23 protein-coding genes are annotated in these 24,571 nt (G+C 41.8%); 17 read left to right on the top strand and 6 right to left on the bottom strand.

What is annotated here, in order from left to right; all coding sequences use genetic code 11:
* Positions 1-74 precede the first annotated feature (74 nt).
* Both SporoP17a_RS03350 and SporoP17a_RS03345 read left to right on the top strand, forming a co-directional pair.
* A complete protein-coding gene (locus tag SporoP17a_RS03350) occupies positions 75-1,691 on the top strand; it encodes a putative polysaccharide biosynthesis protein (RefSeq protein WP_083032406.1) in 1,617 nt (538 codons plus the stop codon).
* Between the two features lie 3 nt (positions 1,692-1,694).
* Positions 1,695-2,426 (top strand): pseudouridine synthase, encoded by a 732-nt coding sequence (locus SporoP17a_RS03345; protein ID WP_083032404.1) that lies wholly within the window; start codon positions 1,695-1,697, stop codon positions 2,424-2,426.
* Between the two features lie 52 nt (positions 2,427-2,478).
* Here the strand turns inward: SporoP17a_RS03345 and SporoP17a_RS03340 are convergent, their stop codons facing one another.
* Positions 2,479-2,700 carry a DeoR family transcriptional regulator gene (locus SporoP17a_RS03340; RefSeq protein ID WP_083032402.1) on the bottom strand — a complete coding sequence of 74 codons (222 nt, stop codon included), beginning with the start codon at positions 2,698-2,700 and terminating at the stop codon, positions 2,479-2,481.
* 377 nt (positions 2,701-3,077) lie between these two features.
* Here SporoP17a_RS03340 and dat point away from each other — a divergent pair, with 377 nt between their 5' ends.
* The 4 genes from dat to SporoP17a_RS03320 all read left to right on the top strand — a co-directional run bounded on the left by dat (position 3,078) and on the right by SporoP17a_RS03320 (position 6,567).
* Positions 3,078-3,962, top strand: coding sequence for a D-amino-acid transaminase (gene dat, locus SporoP17a_RS03335; RefSeq protein WP_083032399.1), 885 nt, complete (start codon positions 3,078-3,080; stop codon positions 3,960-3,962).
* Positions 3,946-4,914 (top strand): nuclease-related domain-containing protein, encoded by a 969-nt coding sequence (locus SporoP17a_RS03330; RefSeq protein ID WP_083032397.1) that lies wholly within the window; start codon positions 3,946-3,948, stop codon positions 4,912-4,914. Before dat ends, SporoP17a_RS03330 begins: the two co-directional genes overlap by 17 nt.
* A gap of 39 nt (positions 4,915-4,953) precedes the next feature.
* The gene (gene trmB / locus SporoP17a_RS03325) at positions 4,954-5,598 is read left to right on the top strand and encodes a tRNA (guanosine(46)-N7)-methyltransferase TrmB (RefSeq protein WP_083032395.1); all 645 of its coding nucleotides are present in this window, start codon (positions 4,954-4,956) and stop codon (positions 5,596-5,598) included.
* Between the two features lie 123 nt (positions 5,599-5,721).
* Complete coding sequence (locus SporoP17a_RS03320) at positions 5,722-6,567, top strand: YtnP family quorum-quenching lactonase (protein ID WP_083032393.1); 846 nt, start codon at positions 5,722-5,724, stop codon at positions 6,565-6,567.
* A 368-nt stretch (positions 6,568-6,935) separates the two neighbouring features.
* Here SporoP17a_RS03320 and SporoP17a_RS03315 read toward each other — a convergent pair whose 3' ends face one another.
* Positions 6,936-7,250: a peptidase M4 gene (locus SporoP17a_RS03315; protein ID WP_083032390.1), complete on the bottom strand. Its 315-nt coding sequence runs from the start codon at positions 7,248-7,250 to the stop codon at positions 6,936-6,938.
* A gap of 202 nt (positions 7,251-7,452) precedes the next feature.
* Here SporoP17a_RS03315 and SporoP17a_RS03310 point away from each other — a divergent pair, with 202 nt between their 5' ends.
* The 9 genes from SporoP17a_RS03310 (at position 7,453) to SporoP17a_RS03270 (ending at position 17,231) form a co-directional block, all read left to right on the top strand.
* Entirely contained in the window at positions 7,453-8,526 is a 1,074-nt protein-coding gene (locus tag SporoP17a_RS03310) for a M42 family metallopeptidase (RefSeq protein ID WP_083032387.1), read from the top strand.
* 23 nt (positions 8,527-8,549) lie between these two features.
* Positions 8,550-9,065 (top strand): DUF84 family protein, encoded by a 516-nt coding sequence (locus SporoP17a_RS03305; protein WP_083032384.1) that lies wholly within the window; start codon positions 8,550-8,552, stop codon positions 9,063-9,065.
* Between the two features lie 78 nt (positions 9,066-9,143).
* Positions 9,144-9,662 (top strand): hypothetical protein, encoded by a 519-nt coding sequence (locus SporoP17a_RS03300; protein ID WP_083032382.1) that lies wholly within the window; start codon positions 9,144-9,146, stop codon positions 9,660-9,662.
* Positions 9,663-9,696: 34 nt separating this feature from the next.
* Positions 9,697-10,512 (top strand): DUF1444 domain-containing protein, encoded by an 816-nt coding sequence (locus SporoP17a_RS03295; RefSeq protein ID WP_083032380.1) that lies wholly within the window; start codon positions 9,697-9,699, stop codon positions 10,510-10,512.
* Positions 10,509-11,114 carry a YtpR family tRNA-binding protein gene (gene ytpR / locus SporoP17a_RS03290; protein ID WP_083032378.1) on the top strand — a complete coding sequence of 202 codons (606 nt, stop codon included), beginning with the start codon at positions 10,509-10,511 and terminating at the stop codon, positions 11,112-11,114. Before SporoP17a_RS03295 ends, ytpR begins: the two co-directional genes overlap by 4 nt.
* Before the next feature lie 205 nt (positions 11,115-11,319).
* Positions 11,320-14,379, top strand: coding sequence for a DNA translocase FtsK (locus SporoP17a_RS03285; RefSeq protein ID WP_237262370.1), 3,060 nt, complete (start codon positions 11,320-11,322; stop codon positions 14,377-14,379).
* A gap of 130 nt (positions 14,380-14,509) precedes the next feature.
* Positions 14,510-15,823 (top strand): UDP-N-acetylmuramate--L-alanine ligase, encoded by a 1,314-nt coding sequence (murC, locus tag SporoP17a_RS03280; RefSeq protein WP_083032372.1) that lies wholly within the window; start codon positions 14,510-14,512, stop codon positions 15,821-15,823.
* A 159-nt stretch (positions 15,824-15,982) separates the two neighbouring features.
* Positions 15,983-16,435 carry a DUF948 domain-containing protein gene (locus tag SporoP17a_RS03275; RefSeq protein WP_083032371.1) on the top strand — a complete coding sequence of 151 codons (453 nt, stop codon included), beginning with the start codon at positions 15,983-15,985 and terminating at the stop codon, positions 16,433-16,435.
* Between the two features lie 58 nt (positions 16,436-16,493).
* The gene (locus tag SporoP17a_RS03270; RefSeq protein ID WP_083032369.1) at positions 16,494-17,231 is read left to right on the top strand and encodes a YtxH domain-containing protein; all 738 of its coding nucleotides are present in this window, start codon (positions 16,494-16,496) and stop codon (positions 17,229-17,231) included.
* Between the two features lie 104 nt (positions 17,232-17,335).
* Here the strand turns inward: SporoP17a_RS03270 and SporoP17a_RS03265 are convergent, their stop codons facing one another.
* Positions 17,336-19,471 carry a cell division protein FtsA gene (locus tag SporoP17a_RS03265; RefSeq protein ID WP_335695502.1) on the bottom strand — a complete coding sequence of 712 codons (2,136 nt, stop codon included), beginning with the start codon at positions 19,469-19,471 and terminating at the stop codon, positions 17,336-17,338.
* 165 nt (positions 19,472-19,636) lie between these two features.
* Here SporoP17a_RS03265 and SporoP17a_RS03260 point away from each other — a divergent pair, with 165 nt between their 5' ends.
* Both SporoP17a_RS03260 and ccpA read left to right on the top strand, forming a co-directional pair.
* On the top strand, positions 19,637-20,719 hold the full coding sequence (locus tag SporoP17a_RS03260; protein WP_029052844.1) for a bifunctional 3-deoxy-7-phosphoheptulonate synthase/chorismate mutase: 1,083 nt from the start codon (positions 19,637-19,639) through the stop codon (positions 20,717-20,719).
* 134 nt (positions 20,720-20,853) lie between these two features.
* Complete coding sequence (gene ccpA, locus SporoP17a_RS03255) at positions 20,854-21,855, top strand: catabolite control protein A (protein ID WP_083032368.1); 1,002 nt, start codon at positions 20,854-20,856, stop codon at positions 21,853-21,855.
* Between the two features lie 125 nt (positions 21,856-21,980).
* Here ccpA and SporoP17a_RS03250 read toward each other — a convergent pair whose 3' ends face one another.
* From SporoP17a_RS03250 to SporoP17a_RS03240, 3 genes are read right to left on the bottom strand one after another with little or no spacing between them, the layout of a single operon-like run.
* Entirely contained in the window at positions 21,981-23,135 is a 1,155-nt protein-coding gene (locus SporoP17a_RS03250; protein WP_083032366.1) for an acetoin utilization protein AcuC, read from the bottom strand.
* Positions 23,132-23,776 (bottom strand): acetoin utilization AcuB family protein, encoded by a 645-nt coding sequence (locus tag SporoP17a_RS03245; RefSeq protein WP_083032364.1) that lies wholly within the window; start codon positions 23,774-23,776, stop codon positions 23,132-23,134. Before SporoP17a_RS03245 ends, SporoP17a_RS03250 begins: the two co-directional genes overlap by 4 nt.
* Before the next feature lie 15 nt (positions 23,777-23,791).
* A complete protein-coding gene (locus SporoP17a_RS03240; RefSeq protein ID WP_083032361.1) occupies positions 23,792-24,424 on the bottom strand; it encodes a GNAT family N-acetyltransferase in 633 nt (210 codons plus the stop codon).
* Positions 24,425-24,571: the final 147 nt, after the last annotated feature.

Here is a 24,571-nt window from a genome sequence, read left to right as displayed (position 1 = left end):
AGATAAAGATTGTGCAAATGCGTGTCGAGGGGTAAACTATACAAGAATCTCTTAAGGAATGGAAGGAATCAATTATGGCATCAAATTTATTGAAAGGCACGGCCATTTTAACGATTGGCTTATTTTTATCGAAAGCACTCGGCTTACTCTATGTCATTCCGTTCTATGCAATCGTTGGAGAAAAGAGTGTCGGTCTCTATCAATACGCATACATACCGTATAATCTAGCGCTGGCGGTCGCAGTATCAGGAGCTCCACTCGCCATATCGAAGTTTGTCTCTAAATACAATGCGTTAGGGGATTATGCAACCGGTCGGAAGTTGATGAAATCGGGTATGGTCATCATGTCTTTAACAGGCTTGCTGTCATTTCTTGCATTGTTCTTCCTAGCAACTCCGATTGCGGAACTCGTGATCAAGGATGAGGAACAGATTTTTACAGTTCAAGATATTGCTACTGTTATTCGCTGGGTCAGTTTTGCTTTGCTGGCAGTACCATTATTAAGTATTGCCCGTGGATTTTTGCAAGGGTATCAAAAGTTCGAACCCACTTCTGTTTCTCAATTAATTGAACAGATCGTGCGGATCATTGTGGTGCTAGTTGGCGCATTTGTGGTCGTCAATGTACTGGATCTATCACCGAAAATCGCTGTACAGTTTGCCGTGTTTGCTGCATTTATTGGCGCGCTTGCTGGTTTATGGAGTCTCTACTATTATTGGAAAAAGTATCAGGATGAATTCAATTATTTGTTATCGAATAGTCCACCAGCGAGTTCAGTGTCATTGAAACAAATATATACCGAGGTTCTTGCGTATGTATTGCCGTTTGTATTGGTCGGAACCATTAATCCGATCTATCAATTCGTCGACATGATCACCTTCAACGGCGCTATGAAATCGATCGGACTTTCTAGTGTCTCCGATTTATACTTAACAAAGCTGAACTTTTTAACACATAAGATCGTGATGATTCCCGTAATGGTCGCGACAGGATTTTCTATGGCGTTGATTTCCATTATCACGAAAGATTATACATCTAACAATCAGAAGGGCATTACACGTTCACTTGATCAGACGTATCAGATCATGCTGTTCTTGACGATTCCTATGGTGATTGGATTAATTGTCTTAAACGATGAAGTCTATCAATTCTTATATGAGTATGATGTGGCAGGAGCGAGCGTCTTAGCTTCCTACGCACCGGTTGCTATTTTATTTGCGATGTTCACTGTAACGGCTGCAATTTTGCAAGGAATCGATCATCATAAATGGATCGTGTTCACTTCGTTGCTCGGATTGCTTGTCAAGATGCTCATTAACATTCCACTGATTAAACTGTTTGAAGTGAACGGTGCGATCATCGCAACCGCCATTGGCTATTCGGTAGCGGTAGCTATCAACTTATTTGTCATTAAGAAAGCACTGAATTATAAATCTGAAATGGTCATCAGACGCTTGTTCTTAATTTTAGGTTTCAACGCGGTGATGTTTGCGGGCGTTTGGTTCACAAATAAAGGGTTAAACATGGCACACATTCCAGTAGGACGTTGGCAAGCTTTGTTGTATGTCATGATTGGTGCAGGCGTCGGTATGGTGATTTACGGGTTCTTGGCTTTCAAATCAGGTCTTGCCCAACAATTATTCGGAGATCGTCTGACACGTATGATGAGACGTATCGGGTTAGGAGGCTAATATATGAGATTAGATAAATTATTATCGAATACAGGGTATGGTTCACGTAAAGAAGTGCGACAGTTACTGAAAAAGGGAATGATCCGGGTGAATGGGGCAGTGGAAAAAGATCCTGCAAAGCATGTGGATCCGGATAGCGATGCGATTTCATTGCTAGGTGAAGAGGTCATCTATAGAGAGTTTATCTACTTGATGATGCATAAACCGCCTGGTGTGTTATCCGCGACGGAAGACAATCGAGATCAAACTGTCGTGGATTTGCTTGGAAGTGAAGAGCGGCATTTCGCACCGTTTCCGGTAGGACGTTTGGATAAAGACACAGAAGGATTATTGTTGCTGACGAATGATGGGAAGCTTGCACATAATCTATTGTCACCCAAAAAAGAAGTGCCGAAAACGTATTATGCAAAAGTGGCTGGAGTGGTAACGGAAGAAGATACTGAGGCTTTTGCGCGCGGTGTCATTTTAGACGATGCTTATGAAACAAAGCCTGGTGTTTTACACATTTTGCATTCTGCGGAAGAGTCGGAGATTGAATTAACAATCACAGAAGGAAAGTTTCACCAAGTGAAGCGAATGTTTGAAGCGGTAGGAAAAAAAGTGGTGTATCTGAAGCGTTTAACGATGGGGCCACTTGAATTGGATCCTGATTTGGAATTAGGGGAATACCGTGAGTTAACCGAAGAAGAATTGCTACAATTAAAAGAAATAGATCGTTCCAAGCAAAAAGGCTGATGCAAAAGCGTCAGCCTTTTTTGCGTTGTACACGTGTATATAGGAGTTTAGATCAGGAAGATAATTTCACTTTCTTGGACGTCGTGGTCCATTCGCCGCGGACTGAGCTCTTAATCAATTCATTGTACTCCAGAACGTTTAAGTCACGTTGGGCAGTGCGGGCTGAAATGTTGAATTCATCCGCCACGTCCTCCGTTGTTACTTTTCCGTTGTCTCGAATGAACAGATAGACATCTTTGATACGAATTAACATGCGATCGGTAGCTGGGTTCATCTAAGAAACCACTCCTTCATCTTCATATTTTCACGCCAACATTACAAAAGAAGACTGTTGGGGTATTCTTTGATAGTACCTTTCCTGATCTGCTCCTTATATTCAGCTATGCCAGAATAGTAAGTAAATGATTCTGACAATAGTAGTATAACGTATTTTATGTGAAAGCGCACATATTTTCGCTTACATTTTTGAATAAATTAGAATAAATAGATTTTAAGTTACCAAGCTAGCGAATAATTCGAGTTAACTAGAAAAATGCTTTTTCCTCTATATAAGGTGTAATTGATTTTATTCGACAAACATGTGAAAATAGAAAAAGAGGAAACTGGCGGTAATTTGGCTTGAAGTTTCATAAAAGAAGGGGTGGCGGTTGTGTGATCTATTTCAAAGATGGGGAATTCCTAACAGAAGATCAAATGAATGTATCCGTGAATGATCGTGGCTATGTATTTGGCGACGGAGTCTATGAAGTCATTAAAGTATATGATGGCGCATTGTACACGGCGAAAGAACATTTGGAGAGATTACTTGAGAGTGCTGAAAAAATTCGTCTGCGCCTGTCGTATACAATCGATGAGTTACTCGAAATCGTGCAAAAGCTTCAGTCTGATAATCAAATATCTGTTGGACATATTTACATACAAGTTACACGCGGTGTGGCGCCACGTGCACATCATTTTCCAGAAGACAGTGTCCCTGTCATGATTGGCTATGCAGTTGAAAATGCACGTCCGTTGGAAATCCTTCAACAAGGTGCTGCTATGAAGTCTGTTGAAGATATGCGTTGGCTTCGTTGTGATATAAAGAGTTTGAACCTGCTTGGCAATGTCATGGCGAAACAAGAAGCATTTGATCATGGATGTCAGGAAGCATTATTTGTACGAGACGGGTTGGTGCGTGAAGGTTCATCTTCCAATGTATTTGGTATAAAGGACGGTATTCTATATACACATCCTGCCAATCATTTCATTCTGAACGGAATTACGCGTCGTGTCGTTTTGCAAATAGCAGAGAGTCTAGCTATTCCTATGAAAGAAGAAGAATTTACACTGTCTCAAGCTTTACGTATGGATGAGTTTTTCTATACGTCGACAAATGCTGAAATTACACCGGTTGTGACTATAGACCAACAACCTATTGGACAAGGAGTTCCTGGGGCGTTGACGAGAAAGTTACAAACAGCATTTGAGGCGCAAATTCCGAAGTTAGTAGTAGCTGGCGATTATAAGGAAAGAGAAGCAAATGGCCCAGCTAGTTAAACTCGCGGACTATATTTCCCGATACGAAAATGACTTAACTCGTTATCCGACACAATTCATCCGTCTGAAGCGCTATCAGTGGAAACGCATTAAAAATCAATGGGAGCACGGCGTTGATTTGTATGCGGAGCAAGCGGCTACTTTTTCTGAAGAGGTTCAAGAGCCTTCGAAATGGTATACAGCGTTATTCAAGAAATGGCGTAAACAAACAGATGTAGAATGGACACATGAGTCTACTATTTCAGATGAAGAAGTAGAAGCCCAAGAGGATGACAAGGATTTCCAGGCTTCGATAGCTAGTCAACCTACAACGATCGAACAGTTAAAGAAAGTTTATCGCGATCAATTATTTAAATTCCAGTTAAAGTGGGCGAGTTCTACATTGTATGACCGGTCACGTGTAGATCCACGGTATTTCTCTGATCCATTATTGAAGCAATTAACACTTCGTTTACCCGATAGCTTTTTGTTATTTTATTATCCAATCGTCAAAGTCAATAAGGCACCTGTCGAGTTAGATATCATCTTGTTGGCCCCTACTACATGCTATTGCATTACAGTGCTTGAAGATGAAAGAATGGCTGCGTACATAGGTAGTGGCGAAAGGTTTTGGTCAAAGAAGTTTGGTGAAGAAGAAGTGAAAGTGCTGAACCCTACGATTGCGCTCAGTAGGATGGAGAAAGTAGTTTCATCATTTTTTAGAGCGGCGAAAGTGGAAATGCCGATCAAGAAGTTGATTGTTTCTAGAAATGGCTATATTGATTATCCTGGGACTCTGTTTGAAATTACAACAGTTGACCGCAAAACGTATGAACAGTGGCTGGCCAAGTTATGCAATAATCCAAGTCCTATGAAGCATACGCAATTTAAAGCCGCGCAAGCGATTTTAGATCACGCACAGACTACAGCGATGAGTCGGTTGTTTGACGCGGAAGAGATCACGGAAGAGTAATAGAATAGAAATTATAGAAAAAGAGAGAGTGTACTGATTATGCGTTTACGAAATAAGCCTTGGGCGAAAGATTTCATGGCAGAGCACCCGGATGTATTGATTTTGGATCCGGAAGGCAAAAAAGGTCGCTGGACGGAAGAGTTTGGAAACGATGCGCCAATCCATATTGAAGTAGGTACAGGTAAAGGTCAATTTATTATTGGCATGGCACTGGCTAATCCAGAGATTAACTATATAGGTATCGAACACTTCGATAATGTAATCGTATCCGCGTTAGAGAAAGCGATTGAAGCGAAAAAACCTTCTAATCTTCGGTTGATGCGTGTCAATGGAGAAGAACTAGAATCTCTTTTCGTAGGATCAGAAATTAGCCGCGTCTATTTAAACTTTTCTGATCCGTGGCCAAAAGACCGCCATGAAAAACGTCGTTTGACACATCCAAACTTTTTAGCGAAATATGAAGGTGTTTTGAAGACGAATGGAGAAATTCACTTTAAGACGGATAATCGTTCGCTATTTGAATATTCTCTTGTCTCGATGACGGACTATGGTATGAAATTACGATCCGTTTCACTCGATTTACATGCAAATATGCCAGAAGATAATGTGTTAACCGAATACGAGGAAAAATTTTCAAGTAAAGGTCATCCGATTTATCGTTTGGAAGCACAATATCAGAGCTAATTCTGATAGATTAGAAATGAAAAACTGTTGGACGTTGTACTTTTCCGCTGGATCTCCAAGGGTTCCGTGGAAAAGTACAATGTCCATACGACAATTACTAAAGGAATGTAGGGAGGAATTATTTTGGATCAATTAACTTTTCATGATATGAAACTAACATGGCTTGACGGTGGCGTGAACTTTCTAGACGGCGGTGCGATGTTCGGTGTCGTTCCGAAGGCTCTCTGGTCAAGACGCTATGAAGCAGATGAAAACAATTTGATTGAACTACGAACAGACCCAATCCTTATTCAATATCAAAATAAAAACTACTTAATTGATTCTGGTATTGGCAAGGGTAAATTGGATGACAAGAAAAAGCGTAACCTAGGTGTACGTGCGGAAACGCGTGTAGAAGAAAGCCTGGAAGAACTCGGTATGACGCCGGACGATATCGATGTCGTGTTAATGACCCACCTCCATAATGACCACGCGGCAGGTTTGACGCAGTGGGAAGGTGATCAGCTTGTATCGGTATTTAAGAATGCCAAAATCTATACTTCACAAGTCGAATGGGATGAAATGAGAGAACCAAATATTCGCTCACGTAATACGTATTGGAAAGAAAACTGGGAGCCGATTCAAGATCAAGTTACGACGTTTGACGAAGAGCTTGAAGTGGTGCCAGGTATTAAAATGATTCATACAGGCGGTCATAGTAACGGTCATTGTGTGATTAAGCTAGAGCAGGATGGCGAGACGTTGATTCATATGGCGGATATTATGCCGACGCATGCGCATACGAATCCTTTATGGGTGCTAGCGTATGATGACTATCCGATGGACTCGATTTTTGCAAAAGAGCGCTTGATGAAGGAAGCGCTTCCAAATGATTATGGATTTATTTTCTATCATGATGCGGTGTATCGCATGGCGAAGTTTAGTGAAGATGGCAAGACAATTGTGGATAGCTTGCCTCGTACGCGATGAGAGATAAGAACAAGATCCATTGCAAGTTCAAGTGATTGAATGTGGGGGGAGCGCAGTTAATCGACGTTCCAGGCGGACGCTTTCCCATGGGCTTGGCTTGAGCTAATCCACTAGGAGTCGCTGCCTTCCACTTACAATCAACTGATTTTATCATTCAATTGTGGAACGTTTATGTAATGTTAAAAATTAAGTGCTAAAGACAAATCCCTTTTTACGAGGGGTTTGTCTTTTTCTGTATGGAGAAGTCCTTTTTAAAATAGAGAAGACCGGTAACTTGGTGATACTCTGAACTTTCTTACGCAAAAAGAGGCCATCGCAAGAAATAGATACTTCTCGCGATGGCCTCTTTACGTATATTTGATTATGGATTACTGACGAACTAACTCTACGACAGTGCCTGTTTTCGCATCTGCTGCGAATTCAAATTGCTCTAGCTTGCCGTCTTTCATGCGGGAAACGCCACCACGGTAAACGTCCATAGAAATTACGTGGTTTGTGTAAGGTTCTGGTTTCATAACGATCCAAGAACCGTCGATTGGTCCTTCTTCTGTAAATGCATCTTTTACTTTTTTCAATACGTTGTCAGCAGGTACTTCCTCATTGTAACGATTAAATGCCTCATTCACTACTACGCCTGCAGCAACTCCAGTTAAAATTCCAGCTAAAAAGTCTTTTACTCTCATGGCTAATTGCAGCCTCCTTCGCAAATCTTTTCTTATAGTGTAACATAGTTTAAAAGTGCATGGCGATTCTAAAGTATTTCCCACTTCATTAATCGGTAGAATATGGCACTTTTGTGTAAAGCGAATTCGTAACCTAATTAGTATTCATCTGTTTGGTATGTGGATATAATACACATAGACAATAAAAAAGTGAGGGATTTAGATGAAAAAAGAAACAGTGGAATTATTTCGTACATTGACTGAACTTCCGGGCGCACCAGGTAATGAATACCGTGTCCGGGCTTTTATGCGTGAGCAGTTAGCACAGAACGCAGATGAGCTGATTCAAGACGGTCTAGGTGGCGTGTTTGGTGTTCGACATGGACAAGAAGACCAGCCGAAAATTATGGTTGCTGGACATATGGATGAAGTTGGCTTCATGGTAACAGGTATTACGGATAACGGGATGCTTCGTTTTCAGCCGTTAGGTGGCTGGTGGAATCAAGTATTACTAGCACAACGAGTCCAGATCATTACGGAGAATGCAGAAATTCCGGGCGTGATCGGCTCTATTCCGCCGCATTTGCTGAGTGACGCAGAACGTAGCAAACCAATGGATATCAAAAACATGCTGATTGATGTCGGTGCGGATGACAAAGCAGATGCTGAAAGTTTCGGTATTCGTCCTGGTCAGCAGATCTTGCCGATTTGTCCGTTCACACCGATGGCTAACCCGAAAAAGATTATGGCCAAAGCATGGGATAACCGATATGGTTGCGGTCTTGCCATAGAACTGTTGCAAGAAGTGAAAAATGAAACGTTGCCGAACACATTGTATTCAGGCGCAACAGTCATGGAAGAAGTCGGCTTACGGGGTGCACAAACGGCAGCGCGCATGATTGATCCCGACTTATTCTTCGCACTCGATGCCAGTCCCGCAAATGATGCAAGCGGCAATAAAAACGAATTCGGTCAGTTGGGCCAAGGCACGTTGTTGCGCATTATGGACCGCTCGATGGTGACACACCGTGGTATGCGCGAATTCATTTTGGACACTGCTGAAACTCACAATATACCGTATCAATACTTTGTATCCCAAGGCGGTACGGATGCAGGGCAAGTACATGTTGCGAATGAAGGGGTACCAAGTGCAGTCATCGGTATTTGTTCTCGCTACATCCATACAGCGGCTTCCATTATCCACACAGATGATTATGCAGCAGCGAAGGAATTAATTACAAAGTTAGTAAAAGCGTGCGATAAAACTACCGTAGAAACGATTAAACAAAACTGCTAAACAACGAGAAATGGGGCGGTTGAATGAAATTTGTTCTTGGTTCTGAAAATCAGGCGAAAAAGCGTGCAGTAGTTCAAATCGTCAAGCGCTTTCTAGAAAACAGCACCATTACTTCCGCATCTGTTCCGTCAAGCGTCAGCGCTCAGCCGATGAGTGCAAAGGAAACACGGCAAGGCGCAATCAATCGTTCCATCGCTACAGCAAAAGATGCTTACGGTATTGGGTTAGAGGGGGGTGTCCATATGATGGGGGACACGATGTATCTCTGCAATTGGGGCGCCCTCACCACACCAGAAGGCAAAACATTTACTGCAGCTGGGGCGCAAATCCCTTTACCTGAAGAGTTAGCCGATGAAATTCACCGGGGTAAAGAATTAGGTGAAGTGGTAGATGCCTATTTTAAAAAGCAAAATGTTCGCATGGCGGAAGGCGCGATGGGAATGTTGACGGCACAACTCGTACCAAGAGACGCGTTATTTGAACATATCATGCAATTATTGATCGGCCAGCTGCTGTATAGCAAGTCGCTACAGAGCTGACGATTGCAATAGCGACGGGGTGCGATTAGAATAGGACTGATAGAAAATTGAACGAAGGTAGAGAAGGGGGGAACCTGAATGTTGCGAAGTGGAAAGGTTTTCTTGCTGTTGCTACTAGCTGTCGTATTGGTAGGATGTAATCAGAAAGTGGAAGTCCGTACTGATGATGCATTTGTTTCAGCGAAAAAAGCATTTGAATTAAATAGCAAAAAAACGAACCAAACAGTGGGCGATATTGATTTCTATAAACCGCCAACTCTACGAATAGATAAAGAATCTATTTCACAAAAGATTGTGTTAACTAAGCGAAATGATTCATTTTATCTTACAGTTAATCCGAATGAAAAGAAAAATAGTCAAGTGTATTATGACGTACTATTGACGGATGAACCGGATCATTTAGTAGGTGCACAAACATTCTCAAAAGATGATGCTTTTGGTTTTGTTGCGGTGATTCAAAAAGGTGAGAAGCAAGTAGAGCTAATTGCAAACGTAGGCGGAGCGAAAGTGGAAACCGTGACGAATGAAGCGAATACCGATGCCTACTTAGGAAAGATGATGGAAATTGCTCGTTCGGTTCAGCATGACGATCGGTAAATATTATAAGAGTAGTGAAGGAGAGGGTTAACGAATGGAAGCTGAAGATTTGGTAGAAGAACTAAAGAAGCGCTTACCTAAAGAGAACTTTGATTGGCAATTTGACCGACAGGCAGACAAATTGCGGATTGTCCACCATACTCTTCATAAAGGTATGGATATTTCATTACCTGAAATTTTATCTAAATATGAGCAAAAAAAAGAACGTGCAATTGATGAAGTGGTGTATACCGTCCAAGAAACGTTTCGCGCAATGGAGCGAGAACAAGCAAAAGGATTTGCAGGAGAAAATACAATTTATCCTGTCATCCGTTCGACTTCATTCCCAACGGAAAGTTCTGCTGGACAAGCATTCTTAACGAAAGACCATACAGCTGAAACACGGATTTTCTACGCGCTGGATTTAGGGAACACCTATCGCTTGATCGATCAAGGAATGCTTTCCGATCTGCAGATGACAGAACAGGAAATACAAGAGGTCGCCATGTTTAGAGTGAAGACGTTGCCGACGGCTTATAAGCAGGATGTCGTATCGGATAATATCTTCTACTTCATCAACAACAACGATGGCTATGATGCGAGCAGAATATTGAATCAGCCATTTATGAAAGAAATGGAACAAAAGATTGAAGGTCATATGGTCGTTTCTGTTCCTCATCAAGATGTGTTAATTATCGGAGATATCCGGAATGAGACGGGATATGACGTCGTGGCACAAATGGCTATGCAATTTTTCACAACAGGTGCTGTACCTGTTACGTCACTGTCTTTCATTTATGAAGATGGTAAACTTGAACCTATTTTCATTATGGCAAAAAATAGATTGGCAAGAAGGGATAAGAAAAAATGAATATATTTTATAATCCAGAAGGTGTTGGCGATGTATTGTTCGTTCAACTTACAACAGAAAGACCGACAGCACTTACTACTGAAAGAACAAATAATGTTACGTTAATCAAAGACGAGAAGACAGGAACTGTAGTAGCGTTCAATTTATTTGAAGCATCTAGCTATTTCACAATTTCAGCAGTAGGACAAGTAGAACTGACTGAAGAGCTTGGCGAACAAATACAACAAGCATTAAAGAAAAATGACATCGATTTGAAATTAGAATTAGACTTCACTCCTAAATTCGTTATAGGCTATGTGACTGAAAAAGAGAAGCATCCAAATGCAGATAAATTGAACATATGCCAAGTAGACGTAGGGGAGGAGATGCTACAAATCGTTTGTGGCGCGCCTAATGTGGAAGCTGGACAAAAAGTAGTTGTCGCAAAAGTAGGCGCTGTAATGCCTTCAGGTATGATCATTCGTGATGCGGAACTTCGCGGTGTGGCTTCGTCAGGTATGATCTGTTCTGCTAAAGAACTCGATCTGCAAGATGCTCCAGATGCAAAAGGAATCCTTGTAGTGGAAGATGATCGAAAAGTCGGGGAAGCATTCCAAGCGTAAGTTGAAAATATATCCATTATAAAAAGCTTTTGCACAAGGCTCGTTAAGCTTGTAGCAAAAGCTTTTTTGTATTATTGTTACAAAGGGTTACAAATCATCATTTTATACAGAAAGTACATAGAACTGTTTGATTTACCTACTAGTAACCTGTTAAAATGAAATGATTGATATGAAAAGAGTGATATATTTGAGCTGGCTACGGAATATGAAGAGACGCCTTCAACAAATGCAAGAAGGCGCTGAAAAAAATAACCCTTTAAAAGAACAAACAACTACTGAAAATAATATTGTAAACCATAATGAAAACTTAAACAGAAATGAAGAATTTGATGAAAATAAAAAAGCCAACTTTCGATTTCCGATCGTTTCGGATTATGAAATTTACGGATGGGAACCACAAGTACATCATGATGAATACACAAAGGACTATTTACAAGAAGAGGTAGCAGAAGAAGACATATATGAAATACTTCCTTTGGAACAGAATGAACGTTGGCCGGGGCGTTATGAGCGAAGCGGAAACGTCTACCGTGCAAAAGAGAAACGGGATTTTGCTCATATTATTCCACCTACGTCTAATCCATTACCACTTCCGTTTTCCGGAAGAAAGCGCGAGCGTGTACAACATTCAGAACCGCAACGTATTGAACCTACTGATTCCCAGCGTCCTGAAGTAGAGGCAACATCTCGCCAAAAGGAAGAACCTGTGAAAGTAGAGAAACCGAAGAAATTTAGAAAGCCGTTTACGCCTACACATGTGCCTTCACCTATCTATGGATTGCACACTAGTTCTCCAATCAGTGAGGCTATGGAATCGGTTATAGAAAAGAAAGATACGAAAGATCAAGAATTGCATAATCAATTAGAAAATCATGAAGAAGAATTGCCATTGTCGTTGATTTCCAATCAACGTTCAAATGAAACACCTCTATTTGCTAGTTCATCAGAAAAAAGACAGTCTGAGATGTCTGCAGCGCAAGAACGCACGCAAAAAGTAGAAGAATCTACATCAGAAGAATCTGAAGAAGCTACGCAACGAGTGGAGCAGACTGAAGAAATACCAGTGGTACAAGAAGAGTCAGTGGAAGTAGCTGAACACGACGATGTGCATGATGAAATCGAAGCAACTGAAGAAGCTGAAGAAGCCGAAGGAGCAATGGCAGAATTAGAAACTGCCGTCACAATTGTCGAACCAGAAGAATCGCAGGAAGTCTTTGCACAAACGGAAGATGTAGACCGAACTCCATCGGTAACAGAAGTTGAAGAGCAGGACGATGTTGCAACGGAAACCGAAGAAATCATAGTAGACCCGGAAGCATCCGTAACGGTGACAATTGAAGAAGAAGAAGAAGAAGAAGAAGAAGAAGAAGAAGAAGAAGAAGAAGAAGAAGAAGAAGTAGAAGAAGTAGAAGAAGAAGTGGAAGAAGAAATAGAATTGGATGAAGTAGAATCCAAAACAGATGACATAGATGAGCAAGCACAACCTGTTAAAAAAGAAAAAGTAGTACCTTTTAATGTATTGATGCTTAAATCCGATAAAGAAAAATTAGCGGCTAGAGTAGAAGAGCTCATTGCAGCTAATGCAGCAAAGAATGAAAGAGTAGAAGAAGAGCCAATTGAAATAGAATCAGATCACACCCTAGCGGAACAATCTGAAGCCGTACAGGATATACAACCGGTACTACCAGAACAACAGAAAGATAGTGTAGAACCGAGCGTGGAAGAAGTAGAATCCATGGAAGAACCCGTGTCCGTTGCAGTAGAGTCTGACGTTGAAGTGGCAGAAATAGTCGCGCCGACTTCTGAAACCGTTGTAGAAGAACCTGAAGAGGAAATGATTGAAGAGGAACCACCACATTATGGATTCCCGACGATGCACTATTTAGCACCGCCGGAAGAAGAAATCATGGATGAAGAGTGGCTTACGTCGCAGTCTGCTACGTTAGAAGAAACGCTTTCTCATTTCTCTGTACAGGCGACTGTTGTTCAAGCTGTGCAAGGTCCTGCGGTCACCATGTTTGAGTTAACGGTCAAGCAGGGGACGAAAGTAAGTAAAATCCGAAACCTAACCGACGACTTAAAATTGGCTTTGGCGGCTAGAGATATTCGGATTCAAGCTCCTATTCCTGGTACAAGTATGATTGGTATTGAAATCCCAAATCGTAAAACACGTGCTGTTCGAATTTCAGAGGTTATTGATAGCGATCGATTTATGAGTTCTGACTCCCCTCTTGAGGCGGTACTTGGACTGAGTTTGACAGGGGAGCCGCAAACGATTGATCTACGGAAGATGCCACACGGAATGATTGCGGGGGCAACAGGCTCTGGTAAATCCGTCTGCATCAACTCACTATTAATTAGTTTGCTGTATAAAGCTTCGCATCATGATCTGAAACTATTACTCATTGATCCGAAAATGGTAGAACTGGCACCATACAATGGTATTCCTCACTTGTTGAGTCCGGTTATTACGGATGTAAAAGCAGCGACTGCTGCATTGAAATGGGCAGTCAATGAGATGGAAAGACGTTATGAACTGTTTGCGCATTCCGGTGTACGTAATATTGAACGCTACAACGAAATGGTCATGGAATCACGACGTTTCTCTTTAAAGATGCCTTATATTTTAGTAGTAATTGATGAATTAGCGGATTTAATGATGATGGCACCTGCGGATGTAGAAGTGTCGATCAGCCGAATTACTCAAAAGGCTAGAGCGTGTGGTATTCATTTGATCATTGCGACACAGCGACCTTCTGTTGATGTCATTACCGGAACGATCAAAGCCAACATTCCGACTCGCATAGCATTCGCTGTGTCTTCACAAGTAGATTCACGAACAATTTTGGACTCGGTAGGGGCGGATCGTTTACTTGGTAAGGGGGATATGCTGTATTTGGGCAATGGCCAATCGGCTCCTGTCCGTCTTCAGGGGACATTTGTCACGGATGATGAAATCGAGCGTATAATAGAACATGTTCGTAATGAAGCAGAACCGAATTACTTATTCGGCCAAGATGATTTGCTGGCGGCGGCTGTCCGAGAAGAAGAATCGGACCCGTTATTTGAGCAAGCCTGTACGTTTGTCATCGAGCAGGGGAGTGCATCCACCTCGGCATTACAGCGCCATTTCAGTATCGGTTATAACCGGGCGGCAAAGTTGATTGATCGAATGGAAGCGAATCAATTTATATCCGAGCAAAGAGGGAGCAGAGCGCGCGACGTCTTTTTGACGGAACAAGCATTTGAAAGCTTCATGAAATAATGAATGCATAGTTCGTGTCTAGTGGTTTAATCGAACGCATGATATTCTATGACAAGAAATAATCTTCAGGTCTATTACGGGGCGATTGAAGATAAAAAGTGGGATGAAAGAACTCCCGGGAGGTTTCAATATGACATTGTTACATTTTACTGGCATAAAAGGATCAGGAATGAGTTCCCTTGCCCAGTTGCTACATGACTCTTCTTATAAAGTGCAAGGTTCTGACGTAGAAAAATACTTTTTTACAGAAGATCCTTTACATGAACGAAACATAAAAGTTTTACCATTTGACGAAAATAATATTCAACCGGGCATGAAAGTCATTGCGGGAAACGCATTTAAAGATGATCATCCTGAATTACTACGCGCAAAAGAACTAGGGGTCGAAGTTATTCGTTATCATGACTTCCTAGGCGACTACATGGAGCAATTTACTTCCATCGGGGTTACGGGAACGCATGGTAAAACCTCTACAACAGGCTTGCTGTCACATGTATTGGGTGGCTTTGCGCCGACTTCTTATTTAATTGGAGACGGTACAGGAAAAGGCGTCGAAAATGCGGAGAACTTTGTTTTTGAAGCGTGTGAATACAAACGTCACTTTTTGGCATACCATCCAGACTATGCAATCATGACGAATATTGATTTCGATCATCCGGATTATTTCACCAGTTTGGACGATATTTTGGATGCTTTCGGACAGATGGCAAGTCAAGTGAAGAAGGCGTTAATCGCTTGCGGTGATGACGAGAATCTTCAGAAACTCCAATGTCAGGTTCCGATTGTCTATTATGGCTTGGATTCATCCAATGATTTCTACGCAGCGAATATTGAAAAAGATCAAAATGGCTGCTCGTTTGATGTGTTCATTCGAAATGAATTTTATTACCGTTTCACGATTATGTTGACAGGTGACCATGCGATTCGAAATGCTTTAAGTGTCATTACACTATGTCATTATGAAAATATTCCAGCTGAAATTGTCAATGAACGTTTTGCGACGTTTACGGGTGTGAAGAGACGATTTACTATTATGGAATTAGATGGCCGTGTCATCGTGGACGACTATGCACATCATCCTACTGAAATCCGCGCAACATTGGATTCAGCACGTCAAAAGTATCCGAATCGGGAAGTAATCGCGGTATTCCAACCGCATACATTTAGCAGAACAGCTGCGATGCTAAATCAATTTGCAGACAGTCTTTCTGAAGCAGATCATGTGTATTTATGTGATATATTCGGATCGGCAAGAGAGCAATCAGGAAATTTAACGATTCATGATTTAATTGCTAAAATTCCTAATTCCCAACATTTGAAAATAGAAGATATGTCAGATTTAGAAGCACATCAACAGGCTGTCATCTTATTTATGGGAGCTGGAGATATCCAGTTATATTTAAAACAATTTAAGTCTGATATAACGAAAGAAGAAACAGCCTAATCTTTTTGAGAGGGCTGTTTCTCATTTTCTTCAGAATTTATTTAGTTTGATGAAGGATATCAATTAGTTATGTCGAACAGAAGTATAGGACGAAAAGTTTAGAAACTCTGAAAGAAGGGTAAAGTTTTCGTAAGAATATGCTCTAGGAGGATTACGTAAGTGATCAATTTACTTTACGTTGCAGCAGTGATTGCCGCAATCGCATTTCTTATTCTTTGTGTAAGTCTAGCTATGACACTAGGGTCGTTAAAGACATCTTTGCAAAGTGTCTCGCATACAGTAGATGGCTTAACAAAGCAATTAGAGGGAGTGACTACAGAAAGTACACAGCTCCTTCAAAAAACCAATCAGCTGGCGGAAGATTTACAAGGAAAAGCCGACAAGCTGAACACTGTGGTGGATGCGGTGAAAGGGGTAGGTGATTCAGTGAACACGCTTAATCAGTCCGTTCACCGAATTTCGAACTCAGTAACTACTAAAGCCGAACAAAACAGTGACAAAATTGCGCAAGTAGTACAATGGGGAACCGTGGCTGTTGGTCTCTATGATCAGGTAAAGGAACGGCAACCTGAAAAGTCTGCTGGTTGGACAGTCTACAAATCGCGCTCCTAGTACAAGCATTTTCCTTTAAAATGTACCAAAAACAGTTAATTCACAGGAGGAATAAACAATGACAGAAAACAAACCGAACTATAACGACAACCAAGGTAACTACTCAAATACTTATGGACAGCCACAATACCCAGCGAACTACACATATCGTTCAACAAATGATTTGTATGATGAAGAGAGTAGCGGCACAGGTAGTTTCATTGCGGGCGCAATCATTGGTGGCGTCATCGGAGCAGCGACTGCATTATTCTTAGCACCGAAGACGGGCCGTGAAATGCGAGAAGATTTAACTTTGCAAGCGTCACAGTTAAAAGACAAGAGTATTGAATTAAGCTCAACGGCAAAAGATAAAGCGGCGGAGTTATCTAGTGCGGCAAAAGATTACACAGCGGACTTTACAGATACAGCTAAAGAAAAAACTACAGCTTTCACTACAGCTGCAAAAGAGAAGACTTCCGAGTTGTCTCATAACTTACAAGAGCAATCCGGACAGCTAGTAGACAAAGTGAAATCTGCTACTTCAAAAACTAGCGTTCCGATGGATGACGGTACAGTATCATCTGAAGGTGAAGAAGCAACGGATTATAAAAGCACAAAAGAAAACAATGAAAAATCCGGAGAACTTTCAAAAGTAAAAGATGCTTCAAATAAAAATGAAGATCAAGCTAAAGCTAGCAAATCTTCAAACCAAACCAAAGACAACAAATCTTCTAAAGCAGATGCTTCTGCTAAAAAGGATACGAATCAGTCTAAAGCAAGCAATTCATCTTCAAACAACAAAGTTCATTCTAAGTAATAGCGAAAACCTTCCTCCACGGGAAGGTTTTTTCTATGCACACTGTTAGATAAGAGTAATAAGAAAAAGCTACGCCGTGCGATTTTTTATGCACAGCGTAGCTTTTATTCAAATATAATCTCTAGTTGATCTCCACCGAAGATGAATTCGTTGAAGCCGATGGAATCACCGTTACGCAATAATCGATAGTTGGCGGTAGATTGAGTAGGTAATGAAAAGTCGGTGAATGAAAATATATCACTGAATAGTATAGGAGAGTTGGGTAAGGACTTGAACTCCACCTGATCGTTAGGTTGTACTTGGTAATCAAGGTTCGCCAGTTGTCCGTTTACATAAGTAGCAGTTCGTTGTTTTGTAATACCCACAGGTTCTCCATTGAACGTAACGTCAGCGCGTTCTTCTAGAATGATCTCTAAATCCTTTGCTATTTCCTTCAATGAAAGAAAAGTAGGCTGATGCATTTCAATGATATCATTTGCGCGGATCCGATAATCGTCGGAGACTTCTTGTCCGTTTGCAATATAAACCGTCTCATCCCTTCTTAAGCGATGGGGTGTACCGTTCCATGTAATGGTGAACGGCTCTGACTGCGGACTTGTATGAGACGTGATCACATCTTTTATTCTATTAGCCGGATTCACTGTCAGTTCATCCCGATCCATAATGATAGTATCCAAGGTAGCAGGCTTTCCGTTTAGCAAAATTTGCCCAGTAACTGTCTGAATTACCCCGTCCAATTGATAACGAATGGAATCAGGTGCGTCTACCAAGTCTCTGACTGTCGCTGAGGCGTCTGTGCCGTCTTGACCGAACAATAGCTCAATACTGTCTAGATGGCCGACGCGATCCTTAGTGCTAGCCTCAGTGCCGTTTAACAAGATAGTTGTAGATGAGCCGTGCCCGCCAGGAAGTGTTCTCCACTGCCCATTTACTTTTACGGTCAGTGCAAGTCCAGGTTTACCATATAACTGACGGGCGGTAATGCGGGCCGCAAGCAATGCATCGCCTACTGTCAGCTCTTTTAGTTCGAACAATCGAATGGATTGGTCGTTGACTGTTAAAGAAATGTAATGAATCGGAGCTCTTTGCGCTGCAATCGCAATACCGATCGGCGTGACGAGTGCAGGAGAAGCTTCGATCTGATCAGAGAATGTGACTCCTGAAAGCGCATCGAGACTGCGAATAGCTACTCGGTTTTCAGGAAGATCTAATTGCGTGCTCAGTTCTTTCGTCAATGTAGGCGTTAATCCTCCGCCTCCAACAATCATCACGGCTTGCGGAGAAGAGTGATGATTCAATCGTTTGATTTCAGTAGCGATGGATAACGCTACATGTTTCACTGAAGGTCTGATGACATCGATTACTTCTTCTGAAGGAATTTCTTGTTCGAATCCTAAAATATCCTGCACTGTCAATACATCTTGATCATTAATTTGTCGTTTCATTTGTTCAGCTATAGGAAAATCAAGCAAGTAGTGTGCACTTAGCGCTTCGGTCATTTCATCTCCCGCAACAGGTACCATTCCATATGCCGTCACGGTATTATCCCTGACAATGGCAATATCTGACGTGCCGGCTCCAATATCGACCAAAGCGATATTCAATCTTCTCATGGAAGGGGGAACGAGTACATGAATTGCAGCGATCGGCTCGAGTGTTAAAGCTTCCATTTCCAAATCGGCACGCTTTAACGCGGCGAGTAAGGATTCTACAACCACTCGTGGTAAAAATGTAGCAATGACTTCTACGGTAGCTGATTTCCCTTTTTGATCAATCAGACTACCAATCTTTTCGTCTTGTAATTTGTAATATAAAACAGAATACCCAACGCAATAATAGTGATCATCCTCTTGCGATTGATGAGCAGATAGTAATTTTTCATGTGCATTTTGTACAGCTACTAATTCCAATCGGTTGATATCTTCTTTTGACATCAATGTACGATCTGAAATATCTACCGTCACAGTGCCTTCTGCTGTTTTCAATGAACGACCCGCTGCTGCCACACTGACGCGATGCAGAGGTCCATGAATTTGTTCCAATTCTTCTTTAATTTCTTGAATAATGGATGCGACGCTTAAAATATTATGTATTTGTCCATCAATCATCGATCGCTCTTTATGTTCTTTTGCAATCAAGTCTACAATATGGAATGAATCGTTCTGTTCTTCCAGTATAATGCCTACAACCGAGCGAGTCCCGATATCAAGAGCGAACAACTTAGTAACCAGGATTTTCAACCTCTTTTCAAGTTTTTTCTATGTGAAAATAGTGAATATTTATTTATTCGATGAAATTGCGTGACTTTTCTAAGAGTATTCATTATACTAGGTCTATTATATAAAAATGTACCATAGATTCCGGTGTTAGAAAAGGAAGATATGTACGGGGAGGAGACAGGTATTATGAGCAAGCAAGATTTAGGTGAGTTGAGAGGTACTATCGATCAGTTGAACTTAGATATTCTGAAATTGATCAACGAACGTACAGGCGTTATCCAAGAAATTGGTAAATTAAAAGAAAAGCAAGGTGTAAATAGATACGATCCGGTTCGCGAACGCGAGATGCTCAACGTCTTGAAGAAGGTAAATCACGGTCCTTTACCAGACGGTATCCTTGAACAAGTATTTAAATCTATTTTCATGTCAGCACTTGAAGTACAGCAAGATGAGCAGAAGAATGCATTGCTCGTATCCCGTACTAAAAAGCCTGAAGACACGATTGTTGATGTAAACGGCCATAAAATCGGAGACGGACATCCTTCTTTCGTATTCGGACCTTGTGCAGTAGAATCTTACGAGCAGGTTTTGGCAGTAGCCAAGTCAATCAAAGCAAAAGGATTAACGATGATTCGTGGGGGAGCTTACAAGCCACGTACATCTCCATATGATTTCCAAGGTTTAGGCTTGGAAGGTTTAAAAATTCTCAAGCGAGTTGCAGATGAAACTGGGCTTTCGATCGTCACAGAAATCATTACACCATCACACTTAGAGGAAGCACTCGAATACATCGATGTGATCCAAATCGGTGCACGTAACATGCAGAACTTTGAATTGCTGAAAGAAGCTGGAATGGTCAATAAGCCAGTACTTCTGAAGCGTGGAATGTCTGCAACGATTTCTGAGTTCGTCAATGCAGCTGAATATATTATATCTAAAGGTAATACGGAGATTATGTTATGTGAGCGAGGAATTCGTACATATGAGACGGCAACTCGAAACACGCTGGACATCTCTGCTGTTCCCATCTTGAAGCAAGAAACGCACTTACCGGTATTCGTGGATGTTACACACTCCACTGGCCGCAAAGATTTATTGCTTCCGACAGCGAAAGCAGCAATTGCAGTAGGAGCAGACGGCGTTATGGCAGAGGTTCATCCGGACCCAGCCGTAGCATTATCGGATTCAGCACAGCAAATGGATATTGAGCAGTTTGACAAGTTCTACGAAGAGATTACTCGCTTCATGAACACACACCAAACGATCTAAAACATCCAACACCGATCCTTTATTAGTAAAGGTCGGTGTTTTTCTGTATAGAATGACAGAATTCTGCACAGAAAAACACAAAAGTCCAGTAGAACACGGTATACTAGTAAAGAATAAAGACAGGAGGAGCAAAAATGGCGATCACTATTTACGATGTAGCAAGAGAAGCGAACGTATCGATGGCAACGGTTTCACGTGTAGTGAACGGCAATCAAAACGTGAAGCCGGCGACTCGCAAAAAAGTATTGGACTGTATTGAACGATTGGGATACCGGCCAAACGCTGTCGCTCGTGGACTGGCCAGCAAGCGTACTACGACGATTGGGGTCATTGTCCCGGATATGTCTAAGAGTTACTACGCCGAGCTATCCAGAGGGATTGCAGACGTTGCCACGATGTATGAGTACAATATTATCATCTCCAACTCGGACAAGAGTACTTCTCGAGAAGTGGAGTTGTTCGAAGACCATTTAGGTAAGCAAGTAGACGGGCTGATCTTCATGAGTGATTCTATTTCACCTGAAGTACGTAAAGAAATGAAAACAGCGAATGTTCCAATCGTCTTGGCAGGGACGTTGGATTTTGAAACCAATTTACCCTCTGTCAATATTGATCATGAACAAGCCGCATATGAAGTGACAAAGAGGTTGATCGACAATGGCCACAAGCGTATTGCATTTGTTTCGGGACCGTTTACGCGGGACATTAATCGTGTGTGCAAGCGTGTGGGATATATTCGCGCGTTGGAAGAAGCGGGAATGACGATCGATGAGTCATTGATCGTGGAAACCGACAATACGTATGACGATGCGTACGAAAGCTGGAATGTGCTAGGAAAGCTTTCTGATCGACCAACGGCTGTCATGACGAGTAGTGACGAAGTCGCAATTGGTATTATGAATGGCGTGCGGGATGAAAATCTTAGAATTCCTGAGGATTTAGAGATCATTTGTTTCCAACACTCTATTCTTGCGCGTATCGTTCGTCCGCAGTTGACTGCGATTGTCGTGCCATTGTATGACCTAGGTGCCGTATCGATGCGTTTGTTGACGAAGTTGATGAATGAAGAAGAAGTGGAAGAGACCGAAGTTGTACTACCTTACTATTTGGAAGAGCGACAGTCGGTTAAGAAGTAAGGTGGGAGTCGGTATCTGTAACGAAGGTTAAGTAGCGTTGTGTGCAAAACTTAAAATACTACTACCTTATAGTTGAAAAATATACGAACAAACAGCAACTTATCAAGAAGATAAGTTGCTTTTTATTAGTGTTTTCGAATGACGTGCAAAGCTCTCGTCAGCATTTGTTCGTTTTTTTCGTTGATATCCTTTTTACGGGGGACTGGTTCATATAAGTCCTCAGGGTCTTCCCACGTCTCGATAAGGGAAACGGGTGATTCGGGTTGCCATTTGTTTAGCCAAGCTTCTGGGAGTCGACCAGTGGGTGTCGGGATGTCCTTCATAGTCAGCCAGAGGTGCGACCACGCGCGAGGTACTACACGCCAGATATCGTATCCACCACCGCCTATGGCAATCCACTTCCCGTCACAGAACTCATCCGCGAGTTCTTTTGCTAGTTTCGGAATTTCTTCGTAGATCTTCATAGTGCTATACAGATGCGTAAGTGGATCGAAGTAATGCGCATCTGCTCCATTTTGGGTAAGAATGACGTCTGGCTTGAAGTGTTCTACTACTTCCCGTAAGGCAGTTTTATAGATATATAAGAAAGATTCGTCTTCCGTAAATGCATCTACAGGAAAGTTGAATGACGTGCCATAACCTGCTCCATTTCCTCGTTCCGTCACGTTGCCTGTCCCGGGAAATAAGTAGCGGCCTGTTTCGTGAATGGAGAATGTACAGACATTCGGGTCATCGTAAAACGTCCATTGCACGCCGTCGCCATGGTGCGCATCGGTATCTACGTATAATACGCGCGCGCCATATTTTTGCTGTAAGTATTTAATCGCTACTGAACTATCATTATAAATACAAAAGCCAGAAGCTTTTCCTTGGAAGCCGTGATGCAAGCCGCCACCGAGGTTCAGCGCATATCGTGAACGACCTTCCATTACTTCTTCAATCGCTGTAAGTGTGCCACCCACAAGCAATGCACTCGCCTCATGCATACCGGTGAAAAATGGTGTATCTTCCGTGCCGATTCCATAGATACTACCGATATTTTCGTTGACATCTCCCTGGCTCGCTTTTTTTACGATTTCGATATATTTTGCGTCATGAGCCAGAAGCAATTCTTCGTCTGTGGCTGTGCGCGGTACAACAATATCATCAGGCTGAATCGTATTCATTTCGTCTAGTAAATCCTTTGTTAGAATGATTCGCTTTTGATTAAAAGGGTGGGTATCCGAAAATTCATAGTTTAATTGGTCAGGAGAAAAGACAAAACTCGCTTGTTTTTTCATACGCCTATCTCCGGTTCACTTGGCCAAAGAACTTCGAATCCTTGCTTTTTTAATCCGTCGATAATTGGAAGAGGGTTCATGCGTTTAATGCGGATCGCCAAGATTTTGTACTCTTCATTATCTTGATAAGGATAGACGAGCACACTGAGTACATTTGTATTGTGATCGTGAAATACTTTAGATGCTTCATACAAAATACCAGGCGTGTTCGGAACACGTATTTGAATATGTGAACTTGGCTGATTGGCACCTGTTAATTCAATATAGTTATAGAGTAAATCGGTTTTAGTCAGAATGCCGACTAGCTGATAATTAGAAACGATGGGTAAACAACCAATTTCATACGTATAAAACATTAATGCAGCTTCTTCCGCAAAGTCCCGCGGATGACCGATTAGCAAATCGGTTTTCATAATTTTATCGAGTGTTGTTTCGTAAAGTGAAGGTTCCAATCTTTCCGAAATGCTAGAAGGAGAAGCTTCTTTAACGTCACGGTCTGTCACTAGTCCTTCGATCCGCCCATCTTTTACAATCGGGATGTGGCGGATACGTTTCTCCTTCATCAGCTGTACTGCATCTGCAATCGTATGCGTAGAATGAAGCGTAATTACGTCTTTTTTCATAATATCCTGTATTAGCATGATCATTCCTCACTTTCAGTAATTAACACGGTGTTTGAAACGGACACGATCAAAGCGTTCGATGGATTGTTGATCGACTCGATTTCCGATTCTCGCCATTAGCGCATTGGCAGGGTGGGAAGAGACTTCAGGATCGTCGGTGGAGAAAAATTCCAAACCGCCTGCACGCATCATTTTCTCCATCATGTTGCGATAGTCCCATACGTTCAAACCAGTGCCTTTTAAATCCCAGTGCCAATAATATTCAGTCGTAATAATAATATAATCTTCCATGGCATCATCCAGCATCGATAATTCCAGTAAGGATTTACCGATACGAGCACCGCGATAAGCAGCCACCACTTCAACGGCGCCTAGTTCTATTAAATTATCCATATCGGCTTCATACCAGCGTTCGAGTGGATCAGGATATAAAAATGTAACATATCCAACAATCATATTATCGATTCTCGCAACATTGATCCGGCCTTCAGGGAACGTAGCGATTTTCACTAGTGCTTCTTGTTGTTGTTTAGATGGACGGAATGCTTTCAATCCCTCATGAAATTCAAACGAGGCCAGTCGCTCCGATGAAACAGGCCCTTCAATGACTAGTTCACCTTCTTCATGCGGAAATGTCCTGGAAAAGTAGGTCTTTTTATGTTCCACATAGTTCACCTCTTCCTAATATTTCTACTCGTTGTACGCTCAAGTAGTTGCTGGAAGTTCGATACGTATTGCTCTGTGTTAAGTATACAATTGATCGAGTGGAAAAGTATATTATTATCATTAAATCACAGAATTGTCGGTAATTAT

The sequence above is a fragment of the Sporosarcina ureae genome (genome assembly GCF_002082015.1).
GTDB lineage: Bacteria > Bacillota > Bacilli > Bacillales_A > Planococcaceae > Sporosarcina > Sporosarcina ureae_A.
The sequence above is the reverse complement of the archived record's forward strand: the minus strand, read 5'-3'. Positions and strand labels throughout refer to the sequence as shown.